Raw genomic sequence first — 24,560 nt, 5'->3', positions numbered from 1 at the left:
GCGGAGACGCGGCTCAGCGCGGCTTGAACACGGGTCAGCCCAGTGGAGCCGCGGGTCGGCCCGGCGGGAACGCGGGTCAGCCCGGCGCGGAGGCGAGCCGGCCCGGTGGCGGCACGGATCAGCGTGGCGGGACCGGGAGCGACGGGGAGCCCACGGGCTCGGCGCGCGCGGCCGCCGCACGCGGCGGGGCGCCGCGTTTCAGTCCCCCGCTGACCACCGCCTCCCTGATCGGCTGGACGGCGCTGTCGGCCGTCCTCCCCGGGGCGGCCCACCTTCGGGCGGGCAACCGCCGTACCGGGATCGCTCTGCTGGCGACGTTCGGCGTCGTACTGGTCGCCCTGGTGGTCCTGGCCCTGAACTTGAAGGACAACGCGGGAGTCGCGCTGCGCGGCAGCACGCTGACCGCCGTCATGGTCGGCGCGGCCGTGTGCGCGCTCGCGTGGTTCACGCTCGTGCTGCTGTCCTTCGTCGCCCTGCGCCCGCAGCGCCTGCCCCAGACCGGGCAGGTGGTGTCCGGCATCGTCGCGGGCGTGCTGTGCGTGGCCGTGATGGCGCCGTTCGCCTTCACCGCGAACACGATCAGGACGGCCAACCAGTTACTCGACGACGTCCTGGCTCCGGTGAACGACGGCTCGACTCCCGCCCCCGTACGCGCCGAGGACCCGTGGAACGGCCGCAAGCGGGTGAACTTCCTGCTCGTCGGCGGCGACGCCGCAGGCAACCGGGTCGGGGTGCGGACCGACTCGATGACCGTGGCCAGCGTGAACGTCGCCACCGGCAACACGGTCCTGTTCAGCCTGCCGCGCAACCTCCAGTACGTCCGCTTCCCCCCGAGCAGCCCCCTGCGCAAGGTGTTCCCCAACGGCTTCAACGACGAGGGCCAGGGCCTGCTCAACTCCGTCTGGTACTACGCCGACAACAACCCCCAGGTCATGGGGGGCAAGAACCGGGGCGCGCAGGCCCTGAAGGACGCCATCGGCTACACCCTGGGCCTGCACATCGACTACTACGCGATGGTCGACATGTACGGCTTCGCGGCCCTGATCGACGCGGTCGGCGGGCTCAAGATCCGGGTCGAGCAGGACGTCAAGTGGGGCGGCAAGTTCGGCACCGCCGGCACCATCAAGGCCGGTTACCGCACGCTGAACGGCGAGGAGGTGCTCTGGTACGGCCGCTCCCGGGTCGACAGCGACGACTTCTCCCGCATGTCCCGGCAGCGCTGCGTCATCGGCGCGCTCGCCCAGCAGGTGACCCCGGCCACGGTGCTCGCGAACTTCAACAGGATCGCCACCGCGGCCCGGCACATGTTCCGCACCGACATCCCCCGCGACCTGCTCGAGCATCTCGTCCCCCTCGGCATGAAGGTCAGGAACGCCAAGATCACCAGCCTCCAGTTCGTGCCGCCGCTCATCTACACCGGCAACCCGGACTGGGCCAAGATCAGGAAGCTGACGCTCGAGGCGATCCGCGAGTCGATGACCGACCGGGGCGCCGTCGCGGCCACCGCGTCTCCCATGACCTCCACGGGGTCGGGGGCGTCCGCGTCGCCCTCCGGTTCGACCGCGGGGTCCGTGTCGCCGTCCTCGTCGCCGTCCGTGTCGCCGAGCCCGTCGGCCTCGCGCACGCCGGTCGTCGCCGGGGCGAACCCTCGCGCCACCCCCACTCCCAACGACAAACCGGCCAAGAGCCTGTCGGAGCTGTGCGGCTTCTGAGCCAGGCCTGCTTTCGCTCGGGATGACGTGCCGGTCGAGGGCTCCACGGGACGGTCGAGGCTGAGCGGACACTGCCGGCCGCGGCTTCTCGACGAAGGAGGCCGCGGCCGGCGCGTCCTCGTCGCGCGTAGTCACGTGGCCGGGGGCCGCAGGCCGAGCCACTGCTCGGCGTCCCAGGCCTGGAACCGCTCGACCTCGGTGAACCCCAGCTTCGCCGCGAGGCGCATCGAGCCGACGTTGGCGCTCTGGGTGGTGAGCACCACCGGCTCGCCGGGGAAGGCGCCGTCGAACCAGTCGAGTGCCGCCGCGCACGCCTCGGCGGCGTACCCTCGCCCCCAGGCCTTCGGCAGGAACAGGTAACCGAGGTCGGCCTTCCCCGCGGCAGCCGGGCGACGGTGCCCGGCCGCTCTCCTGAGCAGGATCTGGCCGATCATCGCGCCGTCGAGCTCGACGACGAAACTCCCGGGCCACCGCTCGGGCACCTCGGGCATCTCGCGCTCGAGCTCGTCACCCGAGCGGGGACCGCCCAAGTAGGTGTGCACCTCTGCCGAGGCGAGCAGTTCGATGAACGTCGCGCGGTCCCGCGCCTCGGGCTCACGGAGCACGAGCCGCTCGGTCCGGATCGGCTCGGGCGGCCAGGCCACATGTCCTGGATCTGACATGCGCGCAAGGTAACAACGCTGTAGGACGACGTCCAGTTCGGGCATCAGCGCGTGCTCACCGGCCGAGCTGTGCGCGCGGCCGGGTGCACGATCCCGGCCTTGTCTGCGAGGTCACGCTCGACGACCTCCACGCCGATCCCCAGGTCCCACGCCATGGGCGACGCCGGACGGTTTTCCGTGAAGGCGTGGACGCGGCCCGCCGCATGCAGCAAGGTTGTCACGTAACGTATCCACCCAGTCACCATCCGCCGAGTAACGGAGTGGGCTCGTCGTGCGTGTACTCATCCAGTTGCGTCCCTCCCCCGACCTGGTCGCCGCGGTCGCCGACCCGTCGGTTCCGTCGATGGCGTCCGACGTGGCCGGCGGCCTGCCCGGGGTCGTCCTCGACCAGTCGTACGCACCCGTGGCCGTGCCCCGCCCGATGCCCGCCTCTCCCGGCGGGGACCCGCTGTCGCTCAACCAGCCGCTGATCTTCTCCATGGCGCCCCAGGACGCCTCGGTGGTGGTCCGCGGGGAGATCGCCGACGACGAGGTGACCAGCAGGATCGCCCTCCTGCCGGCGACCCGCCGCGACGTGGTCGCGGTGTACGCCGACCCGGCGATCGAGACCACGCTCACCTGCGCGGGCGACCCGGCCGTCGGCGACTGGCACGACGTCGAACGGCTGCTGCGCGTGCCCGACCTGACGTCCGAGGGGCTCGACGGCTCCGGCGTCCCCCTCGCCGTCGTCGACACGGGCATCAACGCGGCGTACGTCAAGGCCGCCCGCGGCCACGACGTGACGGTCGACCACGAGCGGAGCTGGAACCCCGCGAGTGTCTCCGGGACCCCGGGGGACTTCCCTGTCGACCACGGCACGATGTGCGCCTTCGACGCGCTCATCGCCGCGCCCAAGGCGTCACTCGTGGACGTGCCGGTGCTGCTGTCGCGGCGGCAGGGCGGCTCGACGCTCGACGGCCTGCTGTCCGACGCGATCGCGGCGTACGCCCACCTGCGCGAGGTCCTCGACGCCCAGCCCGCCGAGTCGCGGGCGCTGGTGGTCACCAACAGCTGGGGGTCGTTCTCCCCGCGCTGGGACTTCCCGCCCGGCCACCCCGGCAACTACTCCGACAATCCCGCCCATCCGTTCAACCTGATCGTCGGCAGCCTGGCCGAGGCGGGGGCGGACATCCTGTTCGCCGCGGGCAACTGCGGAACGCAGTGCCGCGACAGCAGGTGCGCCTTCCCCGACCGGCCCATCGTCGGGGCCAACTCCCATCCCCGCGCGCTGTCGATCGGCGGGATCGACACCGCCGGGGCGCGGGTGGGCTACTCCTCGCAGGGCCCCGGGCGGCTGGCCGCGCGCAAGCCGGACGTCTGCGCCTACACGCACTTCGCCGGCTCCGGCGCGCTCGGCGACGGCGAGCCCGACTCCGGCACCTCGGCGGCCTGCCCCGTCGCGGCCGGGCTGGTCGCCGCCGTGCGCTCCCGCTGGCCCGCCACCGTGCTGCCGCCCGCCCAGCTCCGGACCCTGCTGCGCCGGACGGCCGATGATCGCAGTGCCGTAGGGTATGACCACGACTACGGGTACGGCGTGGTGGACGCCGCCGGCATCATCGCCGCGCTGCGCCGCCGCGCCGCGAAGGCGGCCTGAGAGCCACAGCGCCGCGAAGGCGGCCTGGCGGCACCAGCGCCGCGAGAGCGGCCTGAGACGGGCCGCGCCGCCCGGCGTCGAGACGTCCACCAGTGGGAGGCGGGGCCGGTGGCAGAGGTGCTCATCACCGTGCGGCTTCCCGCGCCGGCGACGCTGGAGGCCGCGATGCGGCGGCTCGACCTCGCCGAGGACGAGGTCGACACCGCGTACGGCCTGGTGCCGGTCGACCCGGACAGGGACCTGTACGTCCTGCGGGTGACCGAGGACGCCGGACGGCGCGTCGGCGGCCCGGACGCCGGCGGGGCGGACGGCGGGCCCTACTCCGACCCGCCCATCGAGCCGTACGGGCCGCCGCGATGAGCGCTCCCGTCTGGGTGGTGTCCGGCCCGCCGGGCGCGGGCAAGTCGACCGTCTGCGATCTGCTGCTGGCCCGTCTCGACCCCGTGCCCGCCCTGCTCGACAAGGACACGATGTACGGCGGCTTCGTCGAGGCCACCCTCGCCGCGCACGGCAGGTCGCCGGGCGAACGCGAGGGGCCGTGGTACGACGAGCACGTCAAGCGGCACGAGTACGCCGGCATGACGGCGACGGCCAGGGAGATCCGCTCCCACGGCTGCCCGGTGATGCTCGGCGGGCCGTTCACCTCCCAGGTGCACGACGCGGCGCTCTGGCGGGCGTGGGTGGAGGCGCTGGGCGGCCCAGAGGTGCGCCTGGTCTGGATCCGCTCCGACGGCCCAACGCTGCGTGAGCGGCTGCTGCGCCGGGGCCTCGCCAGGGACGGGCAGAAGCTGGACAGGTTCGCCGAATACCTGCGTGCCATCCGCGTGGACGAGCCGCCCGCCGTGCCGTACGACGAGATCGACAACCGCCTCGGCGCCCCGCCGCTCGCCGAGCAGCTCGACCGGCTGCTGACGAGGACCTAGGCGGTCCCCGTCCGGTGGGCGTGGAACGCCTGGATCACCAGCGCGGCGAAACGCCGGGAAGCCGTGACCCGGGCGGCCGTCGAGGTGGCGGGGATGCCCCTGTTGGCCATGAGCATGAGGATCAGGTCGTCCAGGACGAAGTCGGGGCGCAGGTGACCGGTGTCCTTCGCGCGGCGGGCGAGCTCGGCGAGCGAGTCGAGCGTGTGCCGCCGGTTCGCGGCGACGTCCGTCGCGTCGGGGAAGGCCGCCATGAAGGCGCCGGTGAAGCCTCGGTTGCGGGCGTGCAGCTCACAGATCCTCTCGATGACGAGGCAGAGGCCGCGCCACGGATCCGGGTCGGCACATCCCTCCTCGACGATGGCGTGGCACGCGCGTGTCTCGTCGGCGAAGGCTTCGGCGACCAGCGCCTGCTTGGTCGGGAAACGGCGGTAGAGGGTGGCGGGGCCGACTCCGGCCCGCCGCGCGATCTCCCTCATCGAGGCGTTCAGGCCTTCGGCGGCGAACAGCGCGCGGGCCGCGCCGAGGATGCGCTCCCGGTTGTCCAGTGCGTCGGCACGCAGGATGTGAGGCAAACGGTCACCCACCGCTCTCACTTTAGCCAAGCGCACCGCGGCGGCCGTTAGCGTCCGGGCCAGTCCCCCGCCCGACCCGAGAATGCGGAGACGACAGTGAAGGCAGTCGCGATCCAGGCGTTCGGCAGTCCCGAAGGCATGGAAGTCATCGACATCCCCGACCCGGCTCCCGCCGCCGGACAGGTGCTGATCGCCACCGAGGCGATCGGCGTGGGCGGCGTCGACGCCGTGATCCGGCGCGGGGCCCTGGCCGCCCACGGCTTCACCGAAGGCCATGTCCCCGGCGGCGAGGTGGCGGGCACCGTGACCGCCGTCGGCGACGGCGTCGACATCTCATGGATCGGCCGGCGGGTGTGGGCGTTCACCGGCGTGGGCGGCGGCTACGTCGAACAGGCGACCGCTCCGGCCGGGGAGGTCCTTCCCCTCCCCCCGGGCCTGTCCGCCGTCGACGCGGTGACACTCGGCAGCTCGGGGGTGGTGGCCCATTTCGCGCTCGCCCATGCGCGTTTCGCTCCTGGGGAGTCGGTGCTGGTGCGCGGCGCGGCCGGCAGCATCGGGATCACCGCGGTCCAGCTCGCGGCTCGTGGCGGCGCCGGCGCGGTGGCGGTCACGACGTCGTCGGCCGAGCGCGGGGATCGCCTTCGCACGCTCGGCGCGACCCACGTGCTGGACCGCTCGGGGGACGGAGACGAGGACGCCCCCGCGGGTTACGACGTCGTCATCGACGTCGTCGCCGGCGCCGGCATGCCCGCTTTCCTCACCAGGCTCAACCCCAACGGCCGCATGGTGGTCGTGGGCGTGGTGGGAGGCCCGCCTCCGGCGGACTTCGGGGCGACGATGATGGCGGCGTTCCGCAAGTCGCCGTCGTTCGCCACCTTCAGCGCCGACACCGTGGCCGGGCCCGCTCGGCGTGCGGTGAGAACCGAGCAGTTCGCCGCCGCGGGCCGGGGCGAGCTGCGGACGGTGGTGCACGAGGTGCTCCCACTGGAGCACGCCGTGCTGGCGCACCGGAAGATGGACGCCGGCGAGGTCTTCGGCAGGATCGTGCTGACGCCGTAGCGCTCGCGGCTCACGCGGGGTCGCCGGTCACACGATCTCGTGCCCGTACGCGGCGGCGAGCGGCTGGAGGTCGGGGACCCCGAACGCCACGCACATCTCCGCGAACCGTTCGGCCTTGTCCTCGCCGTACCGGCGGACGTGAGCCGCGTAGGCGCCGGCGCTGACGAACCTCGGCGGCTCGGTCTTGCTGTGGAACTTGTCGGCGAACATCACGAGCCGCTCCTCGGCCGACTCCGCGAGGTAGTCGGCGGGAGGCAGCGGCAGGCCCTGCCGCAGCACGTCCGCCCGGCTGATGCCCACCCCCGTGTGATGGGAGCAGAACCGGCACAGGATCTCGGGCAGGCCCTCCCCGCGGAGCAGTTCGTGGCCGAGGACCCCGTGGCGTACGTAGCCCGCGTGGTCGAGCCGTTCGTCGTCGTCGTAGAGCAGGTAGACCCCGATGTCGTGCAGGAGGCTCCCGGCCCTCACCAGCTCGGCGTCGACGTCGAGGCCGGCGCGCTCCGCCAGGTCCAGGGCGATCGCGCAGACGATCTCGCAGTGGGTGTGGACGAGCTCGAACGCCTCCTCCGTGGGCGCGTGTTCCGCGTGCAGCGCCCGGATCTCGGCGTCCGTCGGAAGCCGCAGGCGCGGGGCGTCCATCACGAGCTGGGCACCCGTTCGCCCAGGCTCTCGCGCAGGCCCCTGATCTCCTCGCGCAGGGCCGACAGCTCGGCGAGCGTCGAGCGGTCGTCCCTGGCCTCCTCCTCCATGGCGCTCACCACGACCGCGATGAAGAGGTTCAGCACGACGAACGTGCAGACCAGCACGAACACCACGAAGTAGAGCCACGACGAGGGGTGCGTCTGCATCAGTTCGCGGTTGATCTCCGACCAGCCGTCCCCCGTCATCACCTGGAACAGGGTGTACAGCGAGGTGGGCAGGTCGCCGAAGTACTCGGGCGCGGCGGCGCCGTACAGCTTGGTGCCCATGACGGCGGCGACGTACAGGACGAGGCCGAGCAGGACGACGATCGAGGTCATCCCGGGGACGGCGGTGAGCAGCGCGGAGACCACCCGGCGCAGCGACGGCACCACCGAGATCAGCCGCAGCGCCCGCAGGACGCGCAGGGCCCGCAGCACCGACAGGCCGCCCGCGGTGGGGAGGAAGGAGAAGCCGATGATCAGCAGGTCGAAGACGTTCCAGGGGTCACGGAGGAACCGCCACCGGTAGACGTAGATCTTGGCCAAGATCTCCGCCACGAAGACGTACAGCGCGACGTGGTCGGCGACGTGCAGTTCCGTGCCGTACCTGGCGACCGCCTCGGCGGAGGTCTCGACGCCGAGCGTGGCCGCGTTGAAGAGGATCACCACGGTGATCACCTGCTGGAACCGCCGCGACTCGATCAGGCGGCGGACACGTTCACGCACGAAGGACTCCTGGGGGCCATGGAAGATCGTCACAGAGCCTAGTGCCCCCGCCCGACATATCCGCCTCTCAGCCGGGATGGAAGCGCTCCGGGTCACCGAAGGAGCGCCTCACCCCACACCGCGGTGGCGCCGCACTCGGTCAGCCCGACCGGCTCGACGTGCAGCACCAGCCGGAGCCCACCGGCCACCGGCACGTCCACCCGGGCCTGCTCGGCAAGCCGAAGGTCACGGCTGAAGAGTTGCCGTCCTTCGAGGAACACGGTGAAGCGCGTGCGGGAGCCGCTGTGAGCGTCGTCGGCCAGGCCGACAGTGGCCTGGAAGCGCCGGAAGCGCCGGCCGAGGTCGAACGACACGTCGCTGTCATCCGCCGAGAAGCACGTCGAGCCGACGACGCTGTGCGGGAACACCTTCGCGCCGACGGTCCGCGACCCTCGCTCCCAGCCCTCCCCGCCGTCCACCGTGGGCATGTCGACCAGCCATGTCGTGCCCGGCGATGTGGCCGCGCCGGTCTGCTCCTGCGCCGGCGCCGTGGTCTCCCCGGACGAATTCGCGGCGGCGCCCTCGTCGACCCGCTGTACCGGCGCCGGCGAGCCGGCGTCCTGGCTCGGCCGCGTGGCCGCGGCGTAGCCGAACATCCCGGCGCCGGCGACGGCGACGGCGAACCCGGCGAGCAGGGTGCGATCGACCTGCTCGCCCCAGCGTCGCCACAGGATGTAGGCGCCGGCGACCAGCGCACCGAAACTGGCCGTCCACACCACGGCGACCCCGCCGCCGGCGAGCAGGGCCGCCACGGCCGCCACGTCGGCCACCACACCGACGGCCTGCGGAAGTAATCGGGCGTTCGGCTTGGCCGGCGCCTCAGACGGGTGCGCCACGGAACCATCCCTCCTGAAGGTCATCAGCGAGGGTCACGATAACCCGGCCACCGCGAGGCGGGATGACGGACGGAAGGCCCAAGTTTCCGGACCTGTCGTCACGCTGTCCTTGGCGCGGTCCCTGGCGTGCCCGGAGAGTCGGGCCATGACTCGGACGACACCCGACACACATGAGCAGGAGCGTCGAAGCCTGGGAGCACTGATCCGGACCTGGCGGGATCGTGCGCTGCTGACCCAGGAGCAGCTCGCCGACCGGGCGGGCGTGAACGTCCGCACAATCGGCAGGTTCGAAGGCGACGCCGTGCGGCGGCCCCGCAGTGCGTCACTCCAGCGGCTGGCCGAGGCGCTGGGCCTGGACGGTCGGGAGCGGGCCGCCCTCGCCGCGGCGGCCGGCCGCATGTCGGGCAGGCCGGAGCCCGGCGAGGATCTCCGCCAAGAGGTGTGCGCGTGCCGTCCGCCCGCGGAGGCGACCCCGGACCTCGGGGACCGGGGCCGCCTCTGTCAAATATTCCTCGCATGCGCGTGCCGGTGCCGGTGCGGGTCCGGCCGGGACGCCCGGCGCTGATCGCCGGCCGGTGCGGAGGCGCCGAAGCACGGCACCCGTCCGGAGACTCCCTCGGGAGGCCGCCGCCGCGCGGCTGTGGCGTCAGGCGGCGACGGCACGGCGCGCGAGCGGCTCGCCGTGCCTGCAGACCACGCAGAAGAGCCAGAGCTGGACGGCGACGATGCTGCCGCCGTCGCGGATGGTGCGGCAGTAGGCCCGGTAGTTCCCGGTCGCCTCGTACGCACTGCCGGCGGCCACGCACTTCCCGCAGGCGTTGGGCTGTGGGTAAGTGGCCTCCAGAAAGGAGCCTGACGGGGGAAGTGAGATCGAGCAACTCACGGTGGGCACGAGGCCGGCCGTGGCAGGTGCCGCGCGCACCGGGGCCGCGCTCGCGATCACGCCCGTGATCAGCGTGGATGCCGCGCCCAGCCCGACGGCCGTCTTCGTGAAGCGCATGGTCATGACGTCTTCCTTCCGTCAGCTGCCATTGGGCGTCACCGGTGACCGGTGCCGCCGGTCGTCCCCGTTGCCAGCGGTCCACCTGGTCGGCGCCGGCTCAGGCCGCCCACACACCGTCGGCCCGGTCGCAGGCCTCGGAGGCGTGCGCGGGGCTCACTCCGGTCTCCCTGAGCACGTCGTAGCAGAAGACATAGCCGCCGATCCCACCGTCGGCGGCCCGCTCGCAGGCCATCCTCTTCGCCGTCGTCTCCGGGTAACCCGCGCCGGCCAGGTATGAGAGGCAGTGACTGGGGGAGGCGAGGGCGGGGGACGCGACGAAGACCGCCGATCCGGCCGCCGCCACGGCGACAGCGACCGTCGATGCCACTCCGAACCGTCTGAGCATGGGTTTCCCTTCCGCCGAACCGTTTCCGGACGGACCGCGTCGCGCGCCCTGCGCGTCGGCGACAGCGGAGGGTGGGGAACCGCGAGACCTGCCACCGCGGATCGACGTGCGCGCACCGGGGTCTTGACGTCCACTCTTATGGCTGCGTGCATGACGGACCAGGGCGTCCACCGGACATTCGCCGGGCATCGGCGCCATGCTCGGGGGGGTCGTCCCCCAGGAGGGGTCGCCACCGCGCGGCGGCGGACCTCAGCGGGCGGCGGCGTCCACGGCCCGGGCCGACAGGACATGGTCGAGGACCATGAGGGCGCAGCCGGTGATGCCCGCGCCGGGCCCGAGCCGGCCGCGCTCGATGCGCAGGCTGCGGGTGGCGAGCTGGGTGGAGCGCCGGTAGACGACCTCGCGCACGCCGGACACCAGCGGCTGGAACATCTCGGCGACGTCGCCGCCGAGGACCACGACCGCGGGGTTGAGCAGGTTGACCGCGCCGGAGATGACCTCGCCCAGCCAGCGGCCGGCCTGCCGCACCACGGCCATGGTCTCCGCGTCGCCGGCCCGGACCAGGGCGGTCACGTCGGCGAGCGACGTCACGTCGCGGCCCTTGGCCCGCAGGTCGCGCAGGATCGCGGTGCCGCTGGCGACCGAGTCGACGCAGTCGAGGTTGCCGCAGCGGCACAGCACGCCCCCGCCGTCCCGCACCGGGATGTGCCCGATCTCCCCGGCCGCGCCGAGCGCGCCGCGCAGGATGCCGCCGCCGGAGATCACCCCCGCGCCGATGCGGGTGGAGACCTTCACGAACAGCAGGTCGTCGAGTTCTGAGGCGTAGACGACGCGGTGCTCGCCCATCGCGATGACGTTCACGTCGTTGTCCACGAGCACCGGCACGCGGAACCGCTCGGCGATGACCGGCGGGATCACCACGCCCGTCCAGCTCGCCATCACGCGGGCGCTCTCGACCCGGCCGGCGGCGAACTCCACGGTCGCCGGGACGCCGAGCCCGATGCCGACGACGTCGTCCCGCCCGTCGAGCAGCTTCTCCCAGGTGTCCATGAGCAGGGGCAGCACGACGTCCGGCCCCTCCTCGACGTCGATGTCCAGGTCGGTGCGGTGCAGCACCTCGCCCGCGAGGTCGCACAGCGCGATCTGGGTGCGACGGGCGCCGAGCGAGGCCACCGGGACGACTCCCCCGGAGGCGGCGAAGCGCAGCCGTACGGGCGGGCGGCCCCCGGTGGACGGCCCTTCGGCGTCCTCCACGATCAGCCCGCGCTGGAGCAGGTCGGCGACGCGGTGCGCGACGGCCGGCCGGGACAGGCCCGTCACACGGCCGATGTCGGCACGCGTCATCGCCTCCCCGCTCCGGATGAGCTGGAAGACCTCGCCGGTGGTGGCTATACGTGACATCGAGCGTAAGTGAAGCACAGGAACTCACCTAAGTTCAACGACTTATTCATTTCGAGTTACAAAACTAGGCTTGATAACTGGCATAACTTCCCGATACTGTCCCATCCGTGCCCGATCGACACCTGGTGCCCGATCAACGAATCGGGGGCCGGACGTGCCGGAGGGCGCACGTCCCGGGACGACGCCCCCGGGGCGCGTTCGACCCCGCCTCGCGGCGGCACCGGCAGGAGGAGGACCTTCCGTGACGCACCCCGTTATCACCGAGGTCACCGAGCGCGTGGTGACGCGCAGCCGCGACAGCCGTGGGGCCTACCTGGAGCGGGTGCGCCGCGCCGGGGCCGAGCTGCGTGAGCGGGGGCCGGCCCGGGGGCGGCTCGGCTGCGCCAACCTGGCCCACGGCTTCGCGGCCGCGCCCGCCGAGGACAAGCTCGACCTGCGCGGCACGGCGAAGCCCGGCGTCGCCATCGTGACGTCGTACAACGACATGCTGTCGGCGCACCAGCCGTACGAGACCTACCCGCCGGAGCTGAAGCGGGCGGTCCGCGACGCGGGCGGCGTGGCGCAGGTGGCGGGCGGCGTGCCCGCGATGTGCGACGGCGTCACCCAGGGCCGGGCGGGCATGGAGCTGTCGCTCTACAGCCGCGACGTGATCGCGATGGCGACCGCGATCGCGCTGTCGCACGACATGTTCGACGCGGCCCTCCTGCTCGGGGTCTGCGACAAGATCGTTCCGGGGCTCCTCATCGGCGCCTTACGCTTCGGGCACCTACCGGCGATGTTCGTGCCCGCCGGGCCGATGACCTCGGGCCTGCCCAACAAGGTCAAGGCCAGGGCGCGGCAGGCCTTCGCCGAGGGCAAGATCGGCCGCGTGGAGATGCTCGACGCCGAGGCGGCGTCCTACCACTCCCCCGGCACCTGCACGTTCTACGGCACCGCCAACTCCAACCAGCTCCTCATGGAGGTCATGGGCCTCCACCTGCCCGGGGCCACGTTCGTCAACCCGCACACCGAGCTGCGGCACGCGCTGACCCGGGCGGCGGCGCGGCGGGCGGTCGAGATCACCCCGCACGGTGAGGAGTACACGCCCCTCGCCGAGGTCGTGAACGAGAAGGCGATCGTCAACGCGGTCGTCGCGCTGCTCGCCTCCGGCGGCTCCACCAACCACACGATGCACCTGGTCGCCGTCGCGGCGGCCGCCGGCATCGAACTGACCTGGGACGACATGGCGGACCTGTCCAAGGTGGTGCCGCTGATCACCCGCATGTACCCCAACGGCCAGGCGGACGTGAACCACTTCCAGGCCGCGGGCGGCATGGCGGTGTTCATCGGCGACCTGCTGGACGCCGGGCTGCTCCACGAGGACGTGCTCACGGTCGCCGGGCGCGGCCTCGGCCACTACCGGTCCGCGCCCGCGCTCAAGGAGGGCGTGCTGGTGTGGGAGGAGCGGACCGAGCCCGGCACCGACACCGAGGTCCTGCGGCCGGTCGCGGAGCCGTTCTCCCCCGACGGCGGCATCCACATGCTGTCGGGCAACCTGGGCCGGGCGGTGAGCAAGGTCTCCGCCGTCAAGCCCCAGCACCTGGTGATCGAGGCCCCGGCCAAGGTGTTCGACGACCAGCTCGACCTGCTCGCGGCGTTCGAGCGGGGCGAGCTCGACGGGCAGGACTTCGTGGCGGTCGTCCGCTACCAGGGCCCCCGGGCCAACGGCATGCCCGAGCTGCACAAGCTCACGCCGCCGCTGGCGGTCCTGCTCGACCGCGGCCAGAAGGTGGCCATCGTCACCGACGGCCGCATGTCCGGCGCCTCGGGGAAGGTCCCCGCGGCGATCCACCTGTCCCCCGAGGCCGCCGACGGCGGGCCGATCGCGCTGGTGCGCGACGGCGACGTGATCCGCCTCGACTCGGCCGCCGGGACGCTCACCGTGCTCGCCGACCTCACCGGGCGTACGCCCCAGGGCGCACCGCTGACCGACGAGCAGTGGACCGGCACCGGCCGCGAGCTGTTCGCCTCCTTCCGTCGCGTGGTCGGCCCTGCCGAGCGCGGGGCGAGCGTCTTCGGAGGTGCCGCGTGAGCCTTCCCTGGCTGGTCGCGGACATCGGCGGAACCAACGCCAGGTTCGGTTTGGTGACGCGGCCCGGAGGGCAGCCGGAGGCGGTAGCCGTACTCGACGTTTCCCAGCATCTCGGCCTTGCCGATGCCGTAGCCGCCTATCTCGCAGACCATGCGGGCGGAGTTCGGCCGGGGGCCGCGTGCCTGGCGATCGCCGGGCCGGTCGACAAGGACCGGTACCGGCTGACGAACGCGGGGTGGTCGGGATCCGTGGAGGAGCTCGGCATCCCGCTCACGGTGCTGCTCAACGACTTCGAGGCACTGGCGATCTCGCTGCCGCACCTGGCGGGGGACGACCTCGTGCCGCTCGGCGGACCCCCGCCGGCGGCGGGCCTGACGAAGGCCGTGCTCGGACCCGGCACCGGGCTCGGAGTGGCCGGCCTGGTCCCCGTGCGGGAGGGCTGGCAGCCGGTGGCCGGCGAGGGCGGGCACGTCGCCGTCCCCGTCGTCACGGACCTGGAGATGGAGATCGTCCGGGCGCTGCGCGCGGACGGCCTGCCGTACGTGGACGCCGAGCACCTGCTGTCGGGCACCGGGCTGCCGCGGCTGTACCGCGGCCTCGCGCTCGCGCGCGGCGACACACCCGAACCGCGCACGGCGGTGCAGATCACCTCCTCGGACGACCCGCTCTGCGCCGAGACCGTCGAGGTCTTCCTCGCCCTGCTCGGCGGCTTCGCCGGCGGCGTGGCGCTCACCCTCGGCGCGCGGGGCGGGGTCTACCTGGGCGGCGGCGTGCTGCCCCGCCTGGCCGCGCGGATCCCCGGCAGCGCGTTCCGGGCCCGGTTCGAGACGACCGCGCCGGCGCTGTCGGAGTACGCCGCCGCGATCGCCACCTCACTGATCATCGCCGAACAGCCGGCGCTTACGGGTGCGGCCGCCTGGCTCGCCCAACGATTCCCCGATGTGGAGCGTGTATGAGCAACATTCTCGACCTCGCGCCGGTCGTCCCGGTGGTCGTCCTCGACGACGCCGAAAGCGCCGTCCCCCTCGCCCGGGCCCTGGTGGGCGGGGGCCTGCCGGTCATCGAGGTCACGCTGCGGACACCCGTCGCCCTCGACGCCATCCGGCGAATCGCCGCCGAGGTGCCGGAGGCCGTCGTCGGCGCCGGCACCGTGCGCTCGCCGGAGGACGTGGAGGCCGCGACGGAGGCCGGCTCCCGATTCCTCGTCTCCCCCGGCACCACGCCCGGCCTGCTCGCGGCCATGCTCGCCTCCGGTGTGCCGTTCCTGCCGGGCGTCGCCACGGCCACCGAGGCGATGACGCTGGCCGAGCGCGGGGTACGCGAGCTGAAGTTCTTCCCGGCCGAGCCCGCCGGGGGCGTCACGTACCTCAAGGCGCTGAGCGGCCCGCTGCCCGACGTGCGCTTCTGCCCCACGGGCGGGATCACCCCGTCGAACGCCCCGGCCTACCTCGCCCTGCCGAACGTCGGCTGCGTCGGCGGAAGCTGGCTCACGCCGCGCAGCCTGGTGGCGGCGGGCGACTTCGCCAGGATCGAGAAGCTCGCGTCCGAGGCCGCGGCGCTGCGTCCCTGAGTTCCCTCAAGCTCGCCGGTCCGTCCTTCCTCCCTCGGCGGAGCCGGTGACCATGCTCGTGCCCGTGACCCGGGCACGTCCATGGGTGCCGGGCCCGGGTCCGCTCACCGGCGGTCGCGGGCCCGGCGTCGTCTCATGACACCGGGCCCGGTCTCACGGCGCCGTGGCCGGCAGGGCGTCCAGGGTGATCGGGTCCTCGTGGGTGCCCTCGCTGGTGCACGCGTGCGCCCCGGCCACGGCGCCCAGCCGTACGCACTCCTCCAACGGCCGGCCGGTCAGGCGGCCGTACAGGAAGCCGGACACGAACGCGTCCCCGGCGCCGTTGCTGTCGGCCACCGGGCCGGGCAGCGGAGCCGCGGGGAAGCGCCGCACGCGCCCGCCGGCGAGCACATGGCAGCCCTCGGCTCCGGCCGTGCACACGACCACCGACGCACGGCCCCGCTCCGCGATCGACCGCATGACCTCCTCCCGCCGCCCGCCGAGCTTCACCGCGGACAGGAAGACCAGGTCGGAGGAGTAGGCGAAGTCCTCGTGGTGCGGGTTCTCCCCGTCCCAGTCGTGCAGGTCGGTCGAGACCGTCGTGCCGTCCGGGATGTCGGCGTACACGTGCCGGGCGAAGTCCACGATCGAGACGTGGACGTGCCGGGCCGACCGGAGGGCGGGCAGGTAGAGGTCGCGCGGCATCCGCTGGCCGGGGACGACCCGGGGGTCGAAGAGCGACAGCCGCCTGCCGCCGGGGTCCACCAGCAGGACGCTGCGGCGGGTGCCCGCCTCCGACACCGCGTGGGAGAAGTCCACGCCGCGCGCCGCGAGGTGGTCGCGGATCAGCGCGCCCTGCGGGTCGTCGCCGATCAGGTCGACGAACTTCACGCGCAGGCCGAGCGCGTGGCAGCCGAGGGCGACCCCGGCACCGGTGTTGCCGATGCGGTCGACCACGGGCGGCACGGCGTAGGTGTCGGCGTACGGCAGGGGCAGCTCGGGCACGTAGACGGTCGTGTCGACGCCGGCGCCGCCGACGACGAGGACGTCGAGTGCATGATCAGGAAGGGCGTCGTTGAAGGTCACGCCGGGCTCCACGAGGTTCTGTGCGTGATCACGGAGGGTGGACGCCCAGGCCTGCGGCCCTCCGCGCGGCGAACCGCGAGACCACGGGGGTTTCAGCGGTTGACGAGGGGCCCGGAGCTGGTGGAGCCGCGCACCACGAGCTCGGGCTGGTAGACCAGCTCGACGTGCTTGGCCGGGCTGCCGCCGATCTCCTCGAGCAGCGTCTCGACGGCCGCGGCCGCCATCGCGCCGATCGGCTTGCGCACGGTCGTCAGCGGCGGGTCGGTGAAGGCCATCAGCGGCGAGTCGTCGAATCCGACGACGGACACGTCCCCGGGCACCGACAGCCCCCGCTCGCGGGCGGCGCGGATCGCGCCGAGGGCCATGAGGTCGCTGGCGCAGAAGACGCCGGTGCAGCCGCGGTCGAACAGCGCCGCGGCGGCGGCCTGCCCGCCCTCGACGGAGAACAGCGAGTGCTGGATGAGGTCGTCGACGCCGGTCACGCCGAGCAGCTGCGCCATCGCCTGGCGGAAGCCCTCGATCTTGCGGATGACCGGGACGAACCGCCGCTGCCCCAGCGCGAGGCCGATGCGCTCGTGCCCGAGGTCCACCAGGTGCTGCACGGCCAGGCGCGCGGCGAGCCGGTCGTCCGGCGAGATGAACGGCGCCGGGATGGCCTCGTTGTAGCCGTCCACGAACACGATCGGCAGCCCGCGGTCGGTGAGCCGGGTGTAGCGGTCCATCCGCGCGGTGGTGTCGGCGTGCAGGCCGGACACGAAGACGATGCCGGACACGCCCCGGTCGAGCAGCATCTCGGTGAACTCGTCCTCGGGCGCGCCGCCGGGCTCCTGCGTGCACAGGATCGGCGTGTAGCCGTGCTGGATCAGCGACTTCTCCATCGCCTGGGCGAACGCCGGGAAGATCGGGTTGCCGAGCTCCGGGATCACCAGGCCGATCAGGCCGTTGCTGCGCTGGCGCAGCCGCTGGGGGCGCTCGTAGCCCATCAGGTCGAGGGCGGTGAGCACGGCCTGGCGGGTGGCCGGGGAGACCCCCGCCTTGCCGTTGAGCACACGGCTCACCGTCGCCTCGCTGACTCCGGCCTGAGCAGCGATGTCGGCGAGCCGCGTGTTGTTCATGAGCATTACTTTAGACATTGTTCCCTGTCCACCAGGTGGCGGAGTCGGGCGCGAGCCGCACGACTCCGCCGGACGTCTCCGGCCCTCCGCTGGCCAGCAGCAGGTCGCCCGGCGCCCCGATCTCCACCCACTCGGCGGTCATGTTGAGGACGCAGACGAACGACTCGCCGCGGCGGAACACCAGCGTGCCGGCCGGGCTGTCGAGCCAGGTCAGCGTGCCGTCGCCCAGCTCCGGGTGCTCCCGCCTGAGGGCGAGCGCGGCCCGGTAGAGGCTGAGCGTCGAGGCGCCGTCGCGCAGCTGCGCCTCCACCGACAGGTCGCGCCAGCCGGACGGCATCGGCAGCCAGCTCTCGTAGATGCCCGGCGGGGTGAAGCCGTACGGCGGCTCGCCCGCCGCGGTCCACGGCAGCGGCACCCGGCAGCCGTCCCGGCCGCTGTCGGGGTCGCGCAGCCGCTGGGGGTCCTGCAGGTACTGCTCGGGCAGGTCGAGCACCTCGGGCAGCCCGAGCTCCTCGCCCTGGTAGATGTAGGCCGAGCCGGGCAGCGCCAGCATGAGCAGCGCCGCCGCCCGCGCCCTGCGCAGGCCGCGCTCGCCGCCGCCGTACCGCGTGACGTGCCGCTTGACGTCGTGGTTGGACAGCACCCAGGTCGAAGGCGCGCCCACCAGCGCCGACGTGCGCACCGACTCGTCGATGACCTCGCGGAAGCGGCCGGCCTCCCAGGGCGTCTTGAGGAAGTGGAAGTTGAACGCCTGGTGCAGCTCGTCCGGGCGGACATAGTTGGCCAGCCGCTCGGGCGAGGGCGCCCACGCCTCGGCCACCCCGATCCGCTCGCCGTCGTAGGAGTCGAGGATGCGGCGCCACGTCCGGTGGATCTCGTGCACGCCGTCCTGGTCGAAGAACGGCACGACCTGCTCTCCGATCATCTCGGCCTGGCCCGAGGCGCCCACGTCGGGCAGGCCGGGCGCCTTGACCATGCCGTGCGCCACGTCGACGCGGAAGCCGTCCACGCCGAGGTCCAGCCAGAACCGCAGCACGTCGGCGAACTCCTCGTGCACCTCCGGGTGCTCCCAGTTGAGGTCCGGCTGCTCGGGCGCGAACAGGTGGAGGTACCACTGCCCGTCCTCGACCCGGGTCCAGGCGGGCCCGCCGAAGATCGACTCCCAGTCGTTGGGCGGCAGCTCGCCCGCCGCGCCCTTGCCCTCGCGGAAGATGTAGCGCTCCCGCTCCGGGCTGCCGGGCCCGGCCCGCAGCGCCGCCTCGAACCAGGGGTGCCGGTCGGAGGTGTGGTTGGGCACCACGTCCACGATGATGCGGATGCCCAGCCCGTGGGCGTCCGCGATCAGCGCCTGGGCGTCGGCCAGCGACCCGAAGATCGGATCGACGTTCCGGTAGTCGGCCACGTCGTACCCGAAGTCGGCCATCGGCGAGGGGTAGAAGGGCGTCAGCCAGATCGCGTCCACGCCGAGGTCGGCCAGGTACCGCAGGCGGCTGCGCACGCCGAGCAGGTCGCCGATCCCGTCGCCGTTGCCGTCCGCGAAGCTGCGGACGTACACCTGGTAGATCACCGCGTCGCGCCACCACCTGGTCGTGACCGCGGACGGCTGGACGGCGAGTTCGGTCATTGGGATCCCCCGATTCTCATATTGGGTCACGCCTTCGTCGCGCCGGCCGTCAGGCCGGTGACGAGGTGGCGCTGGACGAGCAGAAAGACGGCGGCCGCCGGGATGGCGATCAGCACCGACGAGGCCGTGAGCAGGCCCCACTCCGCCTTGTGCTGGCCCACGAACTGGCTCAGGCCGACCGCGAGCGTGTACTTGTCGTCGCCCGTCATGAACGCCGTCGCGTACGCGACCTCCGCCCAGGCGGTGATGAACGAGTAGAACGCGGCCACGGCCAGGCCGGGCTTGGCCAGCGGCAGGATGAGCCGCCAGAACGTGCCGAACGGGGTCAGGCCGTCCACCCGGCCCGCCTCGTCGATCGTCACCGGGACGGTGTCGAAGTAGCCCTTCATCATCCACGCGCAGAACGGCACCGTGGAGGTGAGGTACGCGATGACCAGGGACGGGAACTGGTTGATCAGCCCGAGGCCGGCCATCAGGTTGTAGATCGGCACGATAAGGATCGCCACGGGGAACATCTGCGTGATCAGCAGCATCCACATCACCGAGCGGAATCCGGGGAAGCGGAAGCGGCTGACCGCGTAGCCGGTCGTGGCCGACAGCAGCACGCCGAGCACGGCAGTGATCAGCGAGACGATCACGGCGTTGGCGGCCCAGGTGAGGAACCGGGTCTCCCCGAGGACCTGCGTGTAGTTGGCGAGCGTGGGGTGGTCGATCGGCGCGACCGACGCGGTCTCGATGACCGTGCGCGGCTTGAGCGAGGTCAGCACCAGCCACGCGACCGGGAACACCGACACGATGCTCGCGGCGATCAGCGTGAGGTGCAGGGCGACCGACCTGCCGGGGCTGCGCCTGTCGCGGCTCCACGTGCCGGCGCGGGCGGGGGCGGCGGCCGAGGCGGCGGAGCTCACCATGCCTCCCCCTGCTGCCTGAGCGCGCGCCGGTAGACCGTGGCCATCACGACGAGCAGGGCGAGGATCACCATGCCCCAGGCGGCGGAGCCCGAGTAGTTCCTGATGCCCTCGAACGCCTGGCGGTAGGCGTACGTCACGAGAATCTCCGTGGAGCCGCCCGGCCCTCCCTTGGTCAGCAGGAAGATCACCGGGAACTGGTTGAACGTCCAGATCGTGCCGAGCAGGACGACCGTGCTGGACACCGGGCGCAAGCCCGGAAGCGTGATGTGGCGGAAACGCTGCCACGGCGTGGCGCCGTCGACCTCGGCGGCCTCGTACAGCTCGCGCGGGATGGCCTGCAGGCCGCCGAGCAGCGCGAGCATCATGAACGGCACGCCCAGCCACACGTTGCAGGCGATCACCGAGACCTTGGCCCAGAACGGGTCGTCCAGCCAGCTGACGCCGGCGAACCCGGCGGCCCGCAGCATGGCGTTGACCACGCCGAACTCGCCGTTGAGCAGGTAGCGCCAGATGAACGCGGACACGAAGGCGGGCACCGCCCACGGCAGGACGAGCAGGATCCGGTAGAACGACCGCAGCCGCATGGGCCGGTTGAGCAGCAGCGCGAGGCCGAGGCCGATGCCCACGTGCAGGGCGACGCACACGACGGTCCACACGATCGTCCAGGTCAGCCGGCCGAGGAACTCCGACGAGGTGAGGATGTCGGTGTAGTTCTTCAGGCCCACGAACTCGTAGGTGGACGGGATGACGTTCATCCCGATCGTGCGGCCCATGTTGCCCTCGGTCGCGTCGGTGAGCGACAGGTAGATCCCCCGGACGAGCGGGTAGCCGACCAGCACCAGCGTCACGACGACGACCGGCGCGATCATCGCCCAGGCGTACCAGTGACGCGACAGGAGGCGCCGCGCCCCACTGCGGGGCGCGGCCCTTCTCGTCACGACGACGTCAGCCGTCATCGCCTACAGGCTCCAGCCCTTGAGGATGCCCTGGTAGGCGGTGGCGACGTCCTTGAGCATGGGCTCGGTCGTCGTCTGCCCGCCGGCGAGCTTCTGGTAGCCCTCGACCAGCGGCTGGAACAGCGAGGCCGCCTCGGGGATCCAGGGACGCTCGACGGCCGCCTCCATCGGCTTCTGCCACTGCGCGATCTTCGGGTTCGCGGTGGCCTCGGGGGCGCTGTAGGCGGGCTGGCGGGTCGGCAGCAGGCCGAGCTTGCCGGCGACCTTCGCCTGGCTCTCCGCGCTCGCCATGTACTGGACGAACAGGTAGGACGCGTCGAGGTTCTTCGAGCCCGCGTAGACCGTGTAGTCGTGGCCGCCCAGCGGCGAGCCCGCCTTCGCCGAGCCGGCCGGGACCGGGGCGACGCCGAAGTTGTCCGGGTTGTCCTTGAACACCTTGCCACCGAGGTTGTCGGCGTTCGACCACGGCCCGTTGAAGATCATCGCGACCTTGCCGTCCTTGAACGCGGTCTCGGCGTTCGTGTAGCTGTCCTGCAGCGCGGGCTTGACGGCGGCCCCGGACGTGATGAGGTCCTCGACGATCTTCACCCCCGCCACGCTCTGCGGGGACGAGATCGTGATCTTCTTGTTCTGGACGTCGACGAAGTCGCCGCCCTCGCCGTAGATGAACGGAAGCAGGAAGTAGGCGTCCACGTTCAGGGCGATGCCGCCGGCTCCGGTCTTCGACTTGACGTCGAGCGCCACCTTCTTGAGGTCGGCCATCGTGGCCGGAGGCTCGTCGTAGCCCGCCTTCTTCAGTAGTTCCTTGTTGTACAGCAGGCCGAGGGTGTCCGTCACCTGCGGCACGCCGTACGTCTTGCCGTTGAACTTGCCGCTGGCCGCCGGGACCGGGAGGAGTTCCTCGGGCTTGTCGACAGCCGCGGTGCCGTCCAGCGGCGCGAGGTAGCCGAGCGAGGCGAACTCCGCGACCCAGCCCACGTCGGTGCGCAGCACGTCGGGGGCGCCCGACCCGGACTGCGCGGCGGTCTTGAACTTGTCCCGCGCGTCCGCGAACGGCACGTTGACGTAGTTGACCTTGATCTTCGGGTACTTGGCCTCGAAGCCCTTGATGATCTCCTGGAAGACCGGTCCCTCGGTCGTGGCGTCCGAGGTGTCCCACCAGGTGACCGTGCCGGACACCTCGGCGGGAGCGGCACTCTTGGCCGGGGCCGAGCCGGCGTCGCCGGAACCGTCGCCACAGGCGGTGACCGCCAAAGCGAGCGCCGCGGCCACCGCCGCGGACGTGAGGACTCGCCTCATCTGCGTCGCACTCCTTGCTCAGGGGGATTTGAGCGGAACGTAACAGGAGCACGAACAGGGGTGAAAGGCCTTACAGAAACTTTCAGCAATTTCGTTACATTTCAGGCCCCAGAGAAGGGTGCGGGAGGTCACGACACTCCCCTGACAGCCGTCTTTAACGTGGGGAAAGTCTGGAGTAACGAGAAGTTGCACGTAGATGCCGGATCTTTCACGACACGTATGGACACGGGCACCCGGGACGCGATGTACTACCTCATCATTCACACCGAAGGCCTGGGGATCCGGGCGTGCCTGCCCGGGAGGAACGAGCTGGCATGAGCACCGTCGTCCTCGACAACGTGACGAAGATCTACCCGGGGGGGTACCTCGCGGTCGACCGCATGAACCTCCGCGCGGGCGAGGGTGAACTCCTCGTCCTGCTCGGACCGTCGGGCTGCGGGAAGTCCACGCTGCTACGCATGATCGCGGGACTGGAGGACATCACCTCCGGGGACCTGTGGCTGGGCGGGCAGCTCGCCAACCACCTCGCTCCCCGGGACCGGGACGTCGCGATGGTCTTCCAGAACGGCGCCCTGTATCCCCACAAGACGGTGCGCGGCAACCTGTCCTTCCCGCTGGAGATCGCCAAGGCGGACCCGACGATGGTCAAGCAGCGGGTGGTGGAGCTTTCCCGCGCGCTGCACATCGACGAGACGCTGGACCGGCGGCCGGGCACACTGTCCGGCGGCCAGCGTCAGCGCGTGGCGATGGGCCGGGCGATCGTGCGTCAGCCCTCGCTGTTCCTGATGGACGAGCCGCTGTCCAACCTGGACGCCGGCATGCGCACCGAGTTGCGCATGGAGATCTCGTCACTGGTGCGGGCCCTCGGGGTGACCACCATCTACGTGACTCACGACCAGGTCGAGGCCCTCACCCTGGCCGACCGCATCGCCATCATGAACCGGGGCGTGCTGCAGGACATCGGCACCCCGGCGCAGGTCTACAACGACCCCGCGACCGCGTTCACCGCCGCGTTCCTCAACTCGCAGCAGTTGAACCTGCTCGCCGCCACAGTCCGCACGCCCCAAAATCAGTACATAATGCTCGACTTCGGGCCACATCAGCTGACCATGCCCTGGACCGATCCACGCGCGTACGCCGTGTCCCAGCACACCGGCATGCAGATCATCGTGGGGATCCGCCCCGACGGGCTGGTCCCGGTGCCGGAGAAGACCGAGGGCCCGACCTTCTTCGGGCGGGTGCGGACGCTGGAGTACCACGGTCACGAGTGGCTCGCCTACCTGGAGGCCGGGATCCCGGGCGTCGAGGTGCCCGAGCCGCCGGACCGCCGGCAGCTCAACGGCACGGCGAGCGGCGGCCGGGCGCGGTCGATGATGCGCCGCCTGCTGAACGGTTCCACGCCCCCGGAGGAGGAACCGCCGCCGCCGCTGTCGCAGTCGGGCACGCACCGCCGCGCGGACCTGATCGTCAGGCTCGGCAACCGCCCCGTGTGGCGCGCGGGCGAGCACGGCCGGGTCGCGGTCGACGTCTCCCGGCTCATGCTGTTCACGATGGACGGCACCCGCATCGACCCGCCCCGCCGCTGACACCGCTCACACCCGCTCTCACACCGGCTCTCACACCGGCTCTCACACTGGCCGGCTGACGCCGCCGGCCAGCACGGAGACGATCCCCACCAGGCGGACGATCTTGTCCAGCTCCGCCCGGTGGAACGCCGGCCCCTGGGTGCGCGCCACCACCAGGTGGACGCCGTCCATCGGTACGCTCGCCAGGTGCAGCCCGCCCTCCTCGAACGCCGAGGCGCGCAGCGGGGTGAGGTCGGCCGCGGGCACGACCTCCGGCGCCTGCCAGCTTCCGTGGACGATCGTGCCGTCCGCCGAGTCGACCGCCACCGCCCACTCGGCGCTGAGAAGGTCGGGCACCGCGTCGACGAGGGTGACGTACGCCCGGTGCGGCTCCGCGGCGACGTGGCCGAGCAGATCGTAGTCGGGGGTCGACCCGGGCACCTCCCTGGTCGGCCACACGGCCTCCACCCGCGTGCCGGGGACCACGCCGATCCGCTCGCGCAGCTCTCCCGGCTCGAAGACGCCCGACCAGGAGACGGTGAAATCGTCCACCGCGCGGCCCGCCTGCCGCTCCAGCACGGTGACCTGCAGGATGTCGGCTCCCAGCACCCCGAAAGCGCGCGCCACCTGGCCGAGCACCCCGGGCCGGTCGGGGAGCGAGACCCGCAGCCGCAGCAACATCCCCACCACCTCCTTCTCGTGCGACACCAACAGTGTCGGACACACGTTTCGCCACCGTTACGGCGGTGGGTC

General features: G+C 72.1%; 26 protein-coding genes. 10 read left to right on the top strand and 16 right to left on the bottom strand.

Going from position 1 to position 24,560, the window contains the following annotated elements:
- Positions 1-23 precede the first annotated feature (23 nt).
- Entirely contained in the window at positions 24-1,712 is a 1,689-nt protein-coding gene (locus ACWEQG_RS32175; RefSeq protein WP_452290491.1) for an LCP family protein, read from the top strand.
- Between the two features lie 131 nt (positions 1,713-1,843).
- On the opposite strand, the gene ACWEQG_RS32170 is transcribed toward ACWEQG_RS32175, so the two are convergent.
- Together ACWEQG_RS32170 and ACWEQG_RS32165 are read right to left on the bottom strand one after the other, a co-directional pair.
- Positions 1,844-2,374 carry a GNAT family N-acetyltransferase gene (locus ACWEQG_RS32170; protein ID WP_452290489.1) on the bottom strand — a complete coding sequence of 177 codons (531 nt, stop codon included), beginning with the start codon at positions 2,372-2,374 and terminating at the stop codon, positions 1,844-1,846.
- A 44-nt stretch (positions 2,375-2,418) separates the two neighbouring features.
- Positions 2,419-2,595 carry a hypothetical protein gene (locus ACWEQG_RS32165; protein WP_452290487.1) on the bottom strand — a complete coding sequence of 59 codons (177 nt, stop codon included), beginning with the start codon at positions 2,593-2,595 and terminating at the stop codon, positions 2,419-2,421.
- Positions 2,596-2,645: 50 nt separating this feature from the next.
- Between ACWEQG_RS32165 and ACWEQG_RS32160 the strand changes: the two genes are divergently transcribed.
- The 3 genes from ACWEQG_RS32160 to ACWEQG_RS32150 all read left to right on the top strand — a co-directional run bounded on the left by ACWEQG_RS32160 (position 2,646) and on the right by ACWEQG_RS32150 (position 4,930).
- Positions 2,646-4,007 carry a S8 family peptidase gene (locus tag ACWEQG_RS32160; protein WP_452290485.1) on the top strand — a complete coding sequence of 454 codons (1,362 nt, stop codon included), beginning with the start codon at positions 2,646-2,648 and terminating at the stop codon, positions 4,005-4,007.
- Positions 4,008-4,115: 108 nt separating this feature from the next.
- Complete coding sequence (locus ACWEQG_RS32155; protein ID WP_363471499.1) at positions 4,116-4,367, top strand: hypothetical protein; 252 nt, start codon at positions 4,116-4,118, stop codon at positions 4,365-4,367.
- Positions 4,364-4,930 carry an AAA family ATPase gene (locus ACWEQG_RS32150; RefSeq protein WP_452290483.1) on the top strand — a complete coding sequence of 189 codons (567 nt, stop codon included), beginning with the start codon at positions 4,364-4,366 and terminating at the stop codon, positions 4,928-4,930. The genes ACWEQG_RS32155 and ACWEQG_RS32150 overlap by 4 nt, the downstream gene beginning before the upstream one ends.
- On the opposite strand, the gene ACWEQG_RS32145 is transcribed toward ACWEQG_RS32150, so the two are convergent.
- The gene (locus ACWEQG_RS32145) at positions 4,927-5,514 is read right to left on the bottom strand and encodes a TetR/AcrR family transcriptional regulator (RefSeq protein ID WP_452290481.1); all 588 of its coding nucleotides are present in this window, start codon (positions 5,512-5,514) and stop codon (positions 4,927-4,929) included. The two genes, ACWEQG_RS32150 and ACWEQG_RS32145, sit on opposite strands and share 4 nt — an antisense overlap.
- Before the next feature lie 84 nt (positions 5,515-5,598).
- Here ACWEQG_RS32145 and ACWEQG_RS32140 point away from each other — a divergent pair, with 84 nt between their 5' ends.
- Positions 5,599-6,561, top strand: coding sequence for a zinc-binding dehydrogenase (locus tag ACWEQG_RS32140; protein WP_452290479.1), 963 nt, complete (start codon positions 5,599-5,601; stop codon positions 6,559-6,561).
- A 27-nt stretch (positions 6,562-6,588) separates the two neighbouring features.
- On the opposite strand, the gene ACWEQG_RS32135 is transcribed toward ACWEQG_RS32140, so the two are convergent.
- The 3 genes from ACWEQG_RS32135 to ACWEQG_RS32125 form a co-directional block, all read right to left on the bottom strand.
- A complete protein-coding gene (locus ACWEQG_RS32135; protein ID WP_452290477.1) occupies positions 6,589-7,200 on the bottom strand; it encodes an HD domain-containing protein in 612 nt (203 codons plus the stop codon).
- Complete coding sequence (locus ACWEQG_RS32130; protein WP_452290475.1) at positions 7,200-7,967, bottom strand: ion transporter; 768 nt, start codon at positions 7,965-7,967, stop codon at positions 7,200-7,202. Before ACWEQG_RS32130 ends, ACWEQG_RS32135 begins: the two co-directional genes overlap by 1 nt.
- A 92-nt stretch (positions 7,968-8,059) precedes the next feature.
- On the bottom strand, positions 8,060-8,842 hold the full coding sequence (locus ACWEQG_RS32125; protein ID WP_452290474.1) for an NPCBM/NEW2 domain-containing protein: 783 nt from the start codon (positions 8,840-8,842) through the stop codon (positions 8,060-8,062).
- A gap of 145 nt (positions 8,843-8,987) precedes the next feature.
- Between ACWEQG_RS32125 and ACWEQG_RS32120 the strand changes: the two genes are divergently transcribed.
- Positions 8,988-9,407, top strand: coding sequence for a helix-turn-helix domain-containing protein (locus ACWEQG_RS32120; RefSeq protein WP_452290472.1), 420 nt, complete (start codon positions 8,988-8,990; stop codon positions 9,405-9,407).
- Between the two features lie 81 nt (positions 9,408-9,488).
- Here the strand turns inward: ACWEQG_RS32120 and ACWEQG_RS32115 are convergent, their stop codons facing one another.
- The 3 genes from ACWEQG_RS32115 to ACWEQG_RS32105 form a co-directional block, all read right to left on the bottom strand.
- Entirely contained in the window at positions 9,489-9,848 is a 360-nt protein-coding gene (locus ACWEQG_RS32115) for a hypothetical protein (protein ID WP_452290470.1), read from the bottom strand.
- Between the two features lie 94 nt (positions 9,849-9,942).
- Complete coding sequence (locus ACWEQG_RS32110) at positions 9,943-10,230, bottom strand: hypothetical protein (protein ID WP_452290468.1); 288 nt, start codon at positions 10,228-10,230, stop codon at positions 9,943-9,945.
- 249 nt (positions 10,231-10,479) lie between these two features.
- A complete protein-coding gene (locus ACWEQG_RS32105) occupies positions 10,480-11,631 on the bottom strand; it encodes an ROK family transcriptional regulator (RefSeq protein ID WP_363471483.1) in 1,152 nt (383 codons plus the stop codon).
- A gap of 241 nt (positions 11,632-11,872) precedes the next feature.
- Between ACWEQG_RS32105 and edd the strand changes: the two genes are divergently transcribed.
- From edd to eda, 3 genes are read left to right on the top strand one after another with little or no spacing between them, the layout of a single operon-like run.
- The gene (edd, locus tag ACWEQG_RS32100; protein WP_452290466.1) at positions 11,873-13,702 is read left to right on the top strand and encodes a phosphogluconate dehydratase; all 1,830 of its coding nucleotides are present in this window, start codon (positions 11,873-11,875) and stop codon (positions 13,700-13,702) included.
- Positions 13,699-14,658: a glucokinase gene (locus ACWEQG_RS32095; protein ID WP_452290464.1), complete on the top strand. Its 960-nt coding sequence runs from the start codon at positions 13,699-13,701 to the stop codon at positions 14,656-14,658. The genes edd and ACWEQG_RS32095 overlap by 4 nt, the downstream gene beginning before the upstream one ends.
- Positions 14,655-15,272, top strand: a complete 618-nt coding sequence (gene eda / locus ACWEQG_RS32090; protein ID WP_363472606.1) for a bifunctional 4-hydroxy-2-oxoglutarate aldolase/2-dehydro-3-deoxy-phosphogluconate aldolase — start codon at positions 14,655-14,657, stop codon at positions 15,270-15,272. Before ACWEQG_RS32095 ends, eda begins: the two co-directional genes overlap by 4 nt.
- Positions 15,273-15,425: 153 nt before the next feature.
- On the opposite strand, the gene ACWEQG_RS32085 is transcribed toward eda, so the two are convergent.
- The 6 genes from ACWEQG_RS32085 to ACWEQG_RS32060 form a co-directional block, all read right to left on the bottom strand.
- On the bottom strand, positions 15,426-16,337 hold the full coding sequence (locus ACWEQG_RS32085) for a carbohydrate kinase family protein (RefSeq protein ID WP_452290462.1): 912 nt from the start codon (positions 16,335-16,337) through the stop codon (positions 15,426-15,428).
- A gap of 92 nt (positions 16,338-16,429) precedes the next feature.
- Positions 16,430-17,452 (bottom strand): LacI family DNA-binding transcriptional regulator, encoded by a 1,023-nt coding sequence (locus tag ACWEQG_RS32080; RefSeq protein ID WP_363472610.1) that lies wholly within the window; start codon positions 17,450-17,452, stop codon positions 16,430-16,432.
- Positions 17,453-17,462: 10 nt separating this feature from the next.
- Positions 17,463-19,076, bottom strand: a complete 1,614-nt coding sequence (locus ACWEQG_RS32075; RefSeq protein ID WP_452290460.1) for a glycoside hydrolase family 13 protein — start codon at positions 19,074-19,076, stop codon at positions 17,463-17,465.
- Between the two features lie 26 nt (positions 19,077-19,102).
- Positions 19,103-19,987 (bottom strand): sugar ABC transporter permease, encoded by an 885-nt coding sequence (locus ACWEQG_RS32070; protein ID WP_452290458.1) that lies wholly within the window; start codon positions 19,985-19,987, stop codon positions 19,103-19,105.
- On the bottom strand, positions 19,981-20,943 hold the full coding sequence (locus ACWEQG_RS32065; RefSeq protein ID WP_452290456.1) for a carbohydrate ABC transporter permease: 963 nt from the start codon (positions 20,941-20,943) through the stop codon (positions 19,981-19,983). Before ACWEQG_RS32065 ends, ACWEQG_RS32070 begins: the two co-directional genes overlap by 7 nt.
- A gap of 3 nt (positions 20,944-20,946) precedes the next feature.
- Positions 20,947-22,242, bottom strand: a complete 1,296-nt coding sequence (locus tag ACWEQG_RS32060; RefSeq protein WP_452290454.1) for an extracellular solute-binding protein — start codon at positions 22,240-22,242, stop codon at positions 20,947-20,949.
- 314 nt (positions 22,243-22,556) lie between these two features.
- On the opposite strand from ACWEQG_RS32060, the gene ACWEQG_RS32055 reads away from it, so the two are divergent.
- Complete coding sequence (locus tag ACWEQG_RS32055; RefSeq protein ID WP_452290452.1) at positions 22,557-23,828, top strand: ABC transporter ATP-binding protein; 1,272 nt, start codon at positions 22,557-22,559, stop codon at positions 23,826-23,828.
- Between the two features lie 42 nt (positions 23,829-23,870).
- Here the strand turns inward: ACWEQG_RS32055 and ACWEQG_RS32050 are convergent, their stop codons facing one another.
- Complete coding sequence (locus ACWEQG_RS32050) at positions 23,871-24,488, bottom strand: amino acid-binding protein (protein WP_452290620.1); 618 nt, start codon at positions 24,486-24,488, stop codon at positions 23,871-23,873.
- Between the last annotated feature and the right edge of the window lie 72 nt (positions 24,489-24,560).

The organism is Microbispora sp. NPDC004025, from assembly GCF_053604425.1.
This window is presented reverse-complemented; position numbering and strand designations above follow the sequence as displayed.

What these genes read in the sequence shown, in the direction of transcription:
- ACWEQG_RS32150 (WP_452290483.1), top strand. Translation starts at nt 4,364, where the DNA reads ATGAGCGCTCCCGTCTGGGTGGTGTCCGGCCCGCCGGGCGCGGGCAAG.
- ACWEQG_RS32135 (WP_452290477.1), bottom strand. Translation starts at nt 7,200, where the DNA reads ATGGACGCCCCGCGCCTGCGGCTTCCGACGGACGCCGAGATCCGGGCG.
- ACWEQG_RS32080 (WP_363472610.1), bottom strand. Translation starts at nt 17,452, where the DNA reads ATGAACAACACGCGGCTCGCCGACATCGCTGCTCAGGCCGGAGTCAGC.
- ACWEQG_RS32050 (WP_452290620.1), bottom strand. Translation starts at nt 24,488, where the DNA reads ATGTTGCTGCGGCTGCGGGTCTCGCTCCCCGACCGGCCCGGGGTGCTC.
- ACWEQG_RS32105 (WP_363471483.1), bottom strand. Translation starts at nt 11,631, where the DNA reads ATGTCACGTATAGCCACCACCGGCGAGGTCTTCCAGCTCATCCGGAGC.
- ACWEQG_RS32070 (WP_452290458.1), bottom strand. Translation starts at nt 19,987, where the DNA reads ATGGTGAGCTCCGCCGCCTCGGCCGCCGCCCCCGCCCGCGCCGGCACG.
- ACWEQG_RS32110 (WP_452290468.1), bottom strand. Translation starts at nt 10,230, where the DNA reads ATGCTCAGACGGTTCGGAGTGGCATCGACGGTCGCTGTCGCCGTGGCG.
- ACWEQG_RS32120 (WP_452290472.1), top strand. Translation starts at nt 8,988, where the DNA reads ATGACTCGGACGACACCCGACACACATGAGCAGGAGCGTCGAAGCCTG.
- ACWEQG_RS32115 (WP_452290470.1), bottom strand. Translation starts at nt 9,848, where the DNA reads ATGACCATGCGCTTCACGAAGACGGCCGTCGGGCTGGGCGCGGCATCC.
- ACWEQG_RS32065 (WP_452290456.1), bottom strand. Translation starts at nt 20,943, where the DNA reads ATGACGGCTGACGTCGTCGTGACGAGAAGGGCCGCGCCCCGCAGTGGG.
- ACWEQG_RS32060 (WP_452290454.1), bottom strand. Translation starts at nt 22,242, where the DNA reads ATGAGGCGAGTCCTCACGTCCGCGGCGGTGGCCGCGGCGCTCGCTTTG.
- ACWEQG_RS32075 (WP_452290460.1), bottom strand. Translation starts at nt 19,076, where the DNA reads ATGACCGAACTCGCCGTCCAGCCGTCCGCGGTCACGACCAGGTGGTGG.
- ACWEQG_RS32055 (WP_452290452.1), top strand. Translation starts at nt 22,557, where the DNA reads ATGAGCACCGTCGTCCTCGACAACGTGACGAAGATCTACCCGGGGGGG.
- eda (WP_363472606.1), top strand. Translation starts at nt 14,655, where the DNA reads ATGAGCAACATTCTCGACCTCGCGCCGGTCGTCCCGGTGGTCGTCCTC.
- ACWEQG_RS32170 (WP_452290489.1), bottom strand. Translation starts at nt 2,374, where the DNA reads ATGTCAGATCCAGGACATGTGGCCTGGCCGCCCGAGCCGATCCGGACC.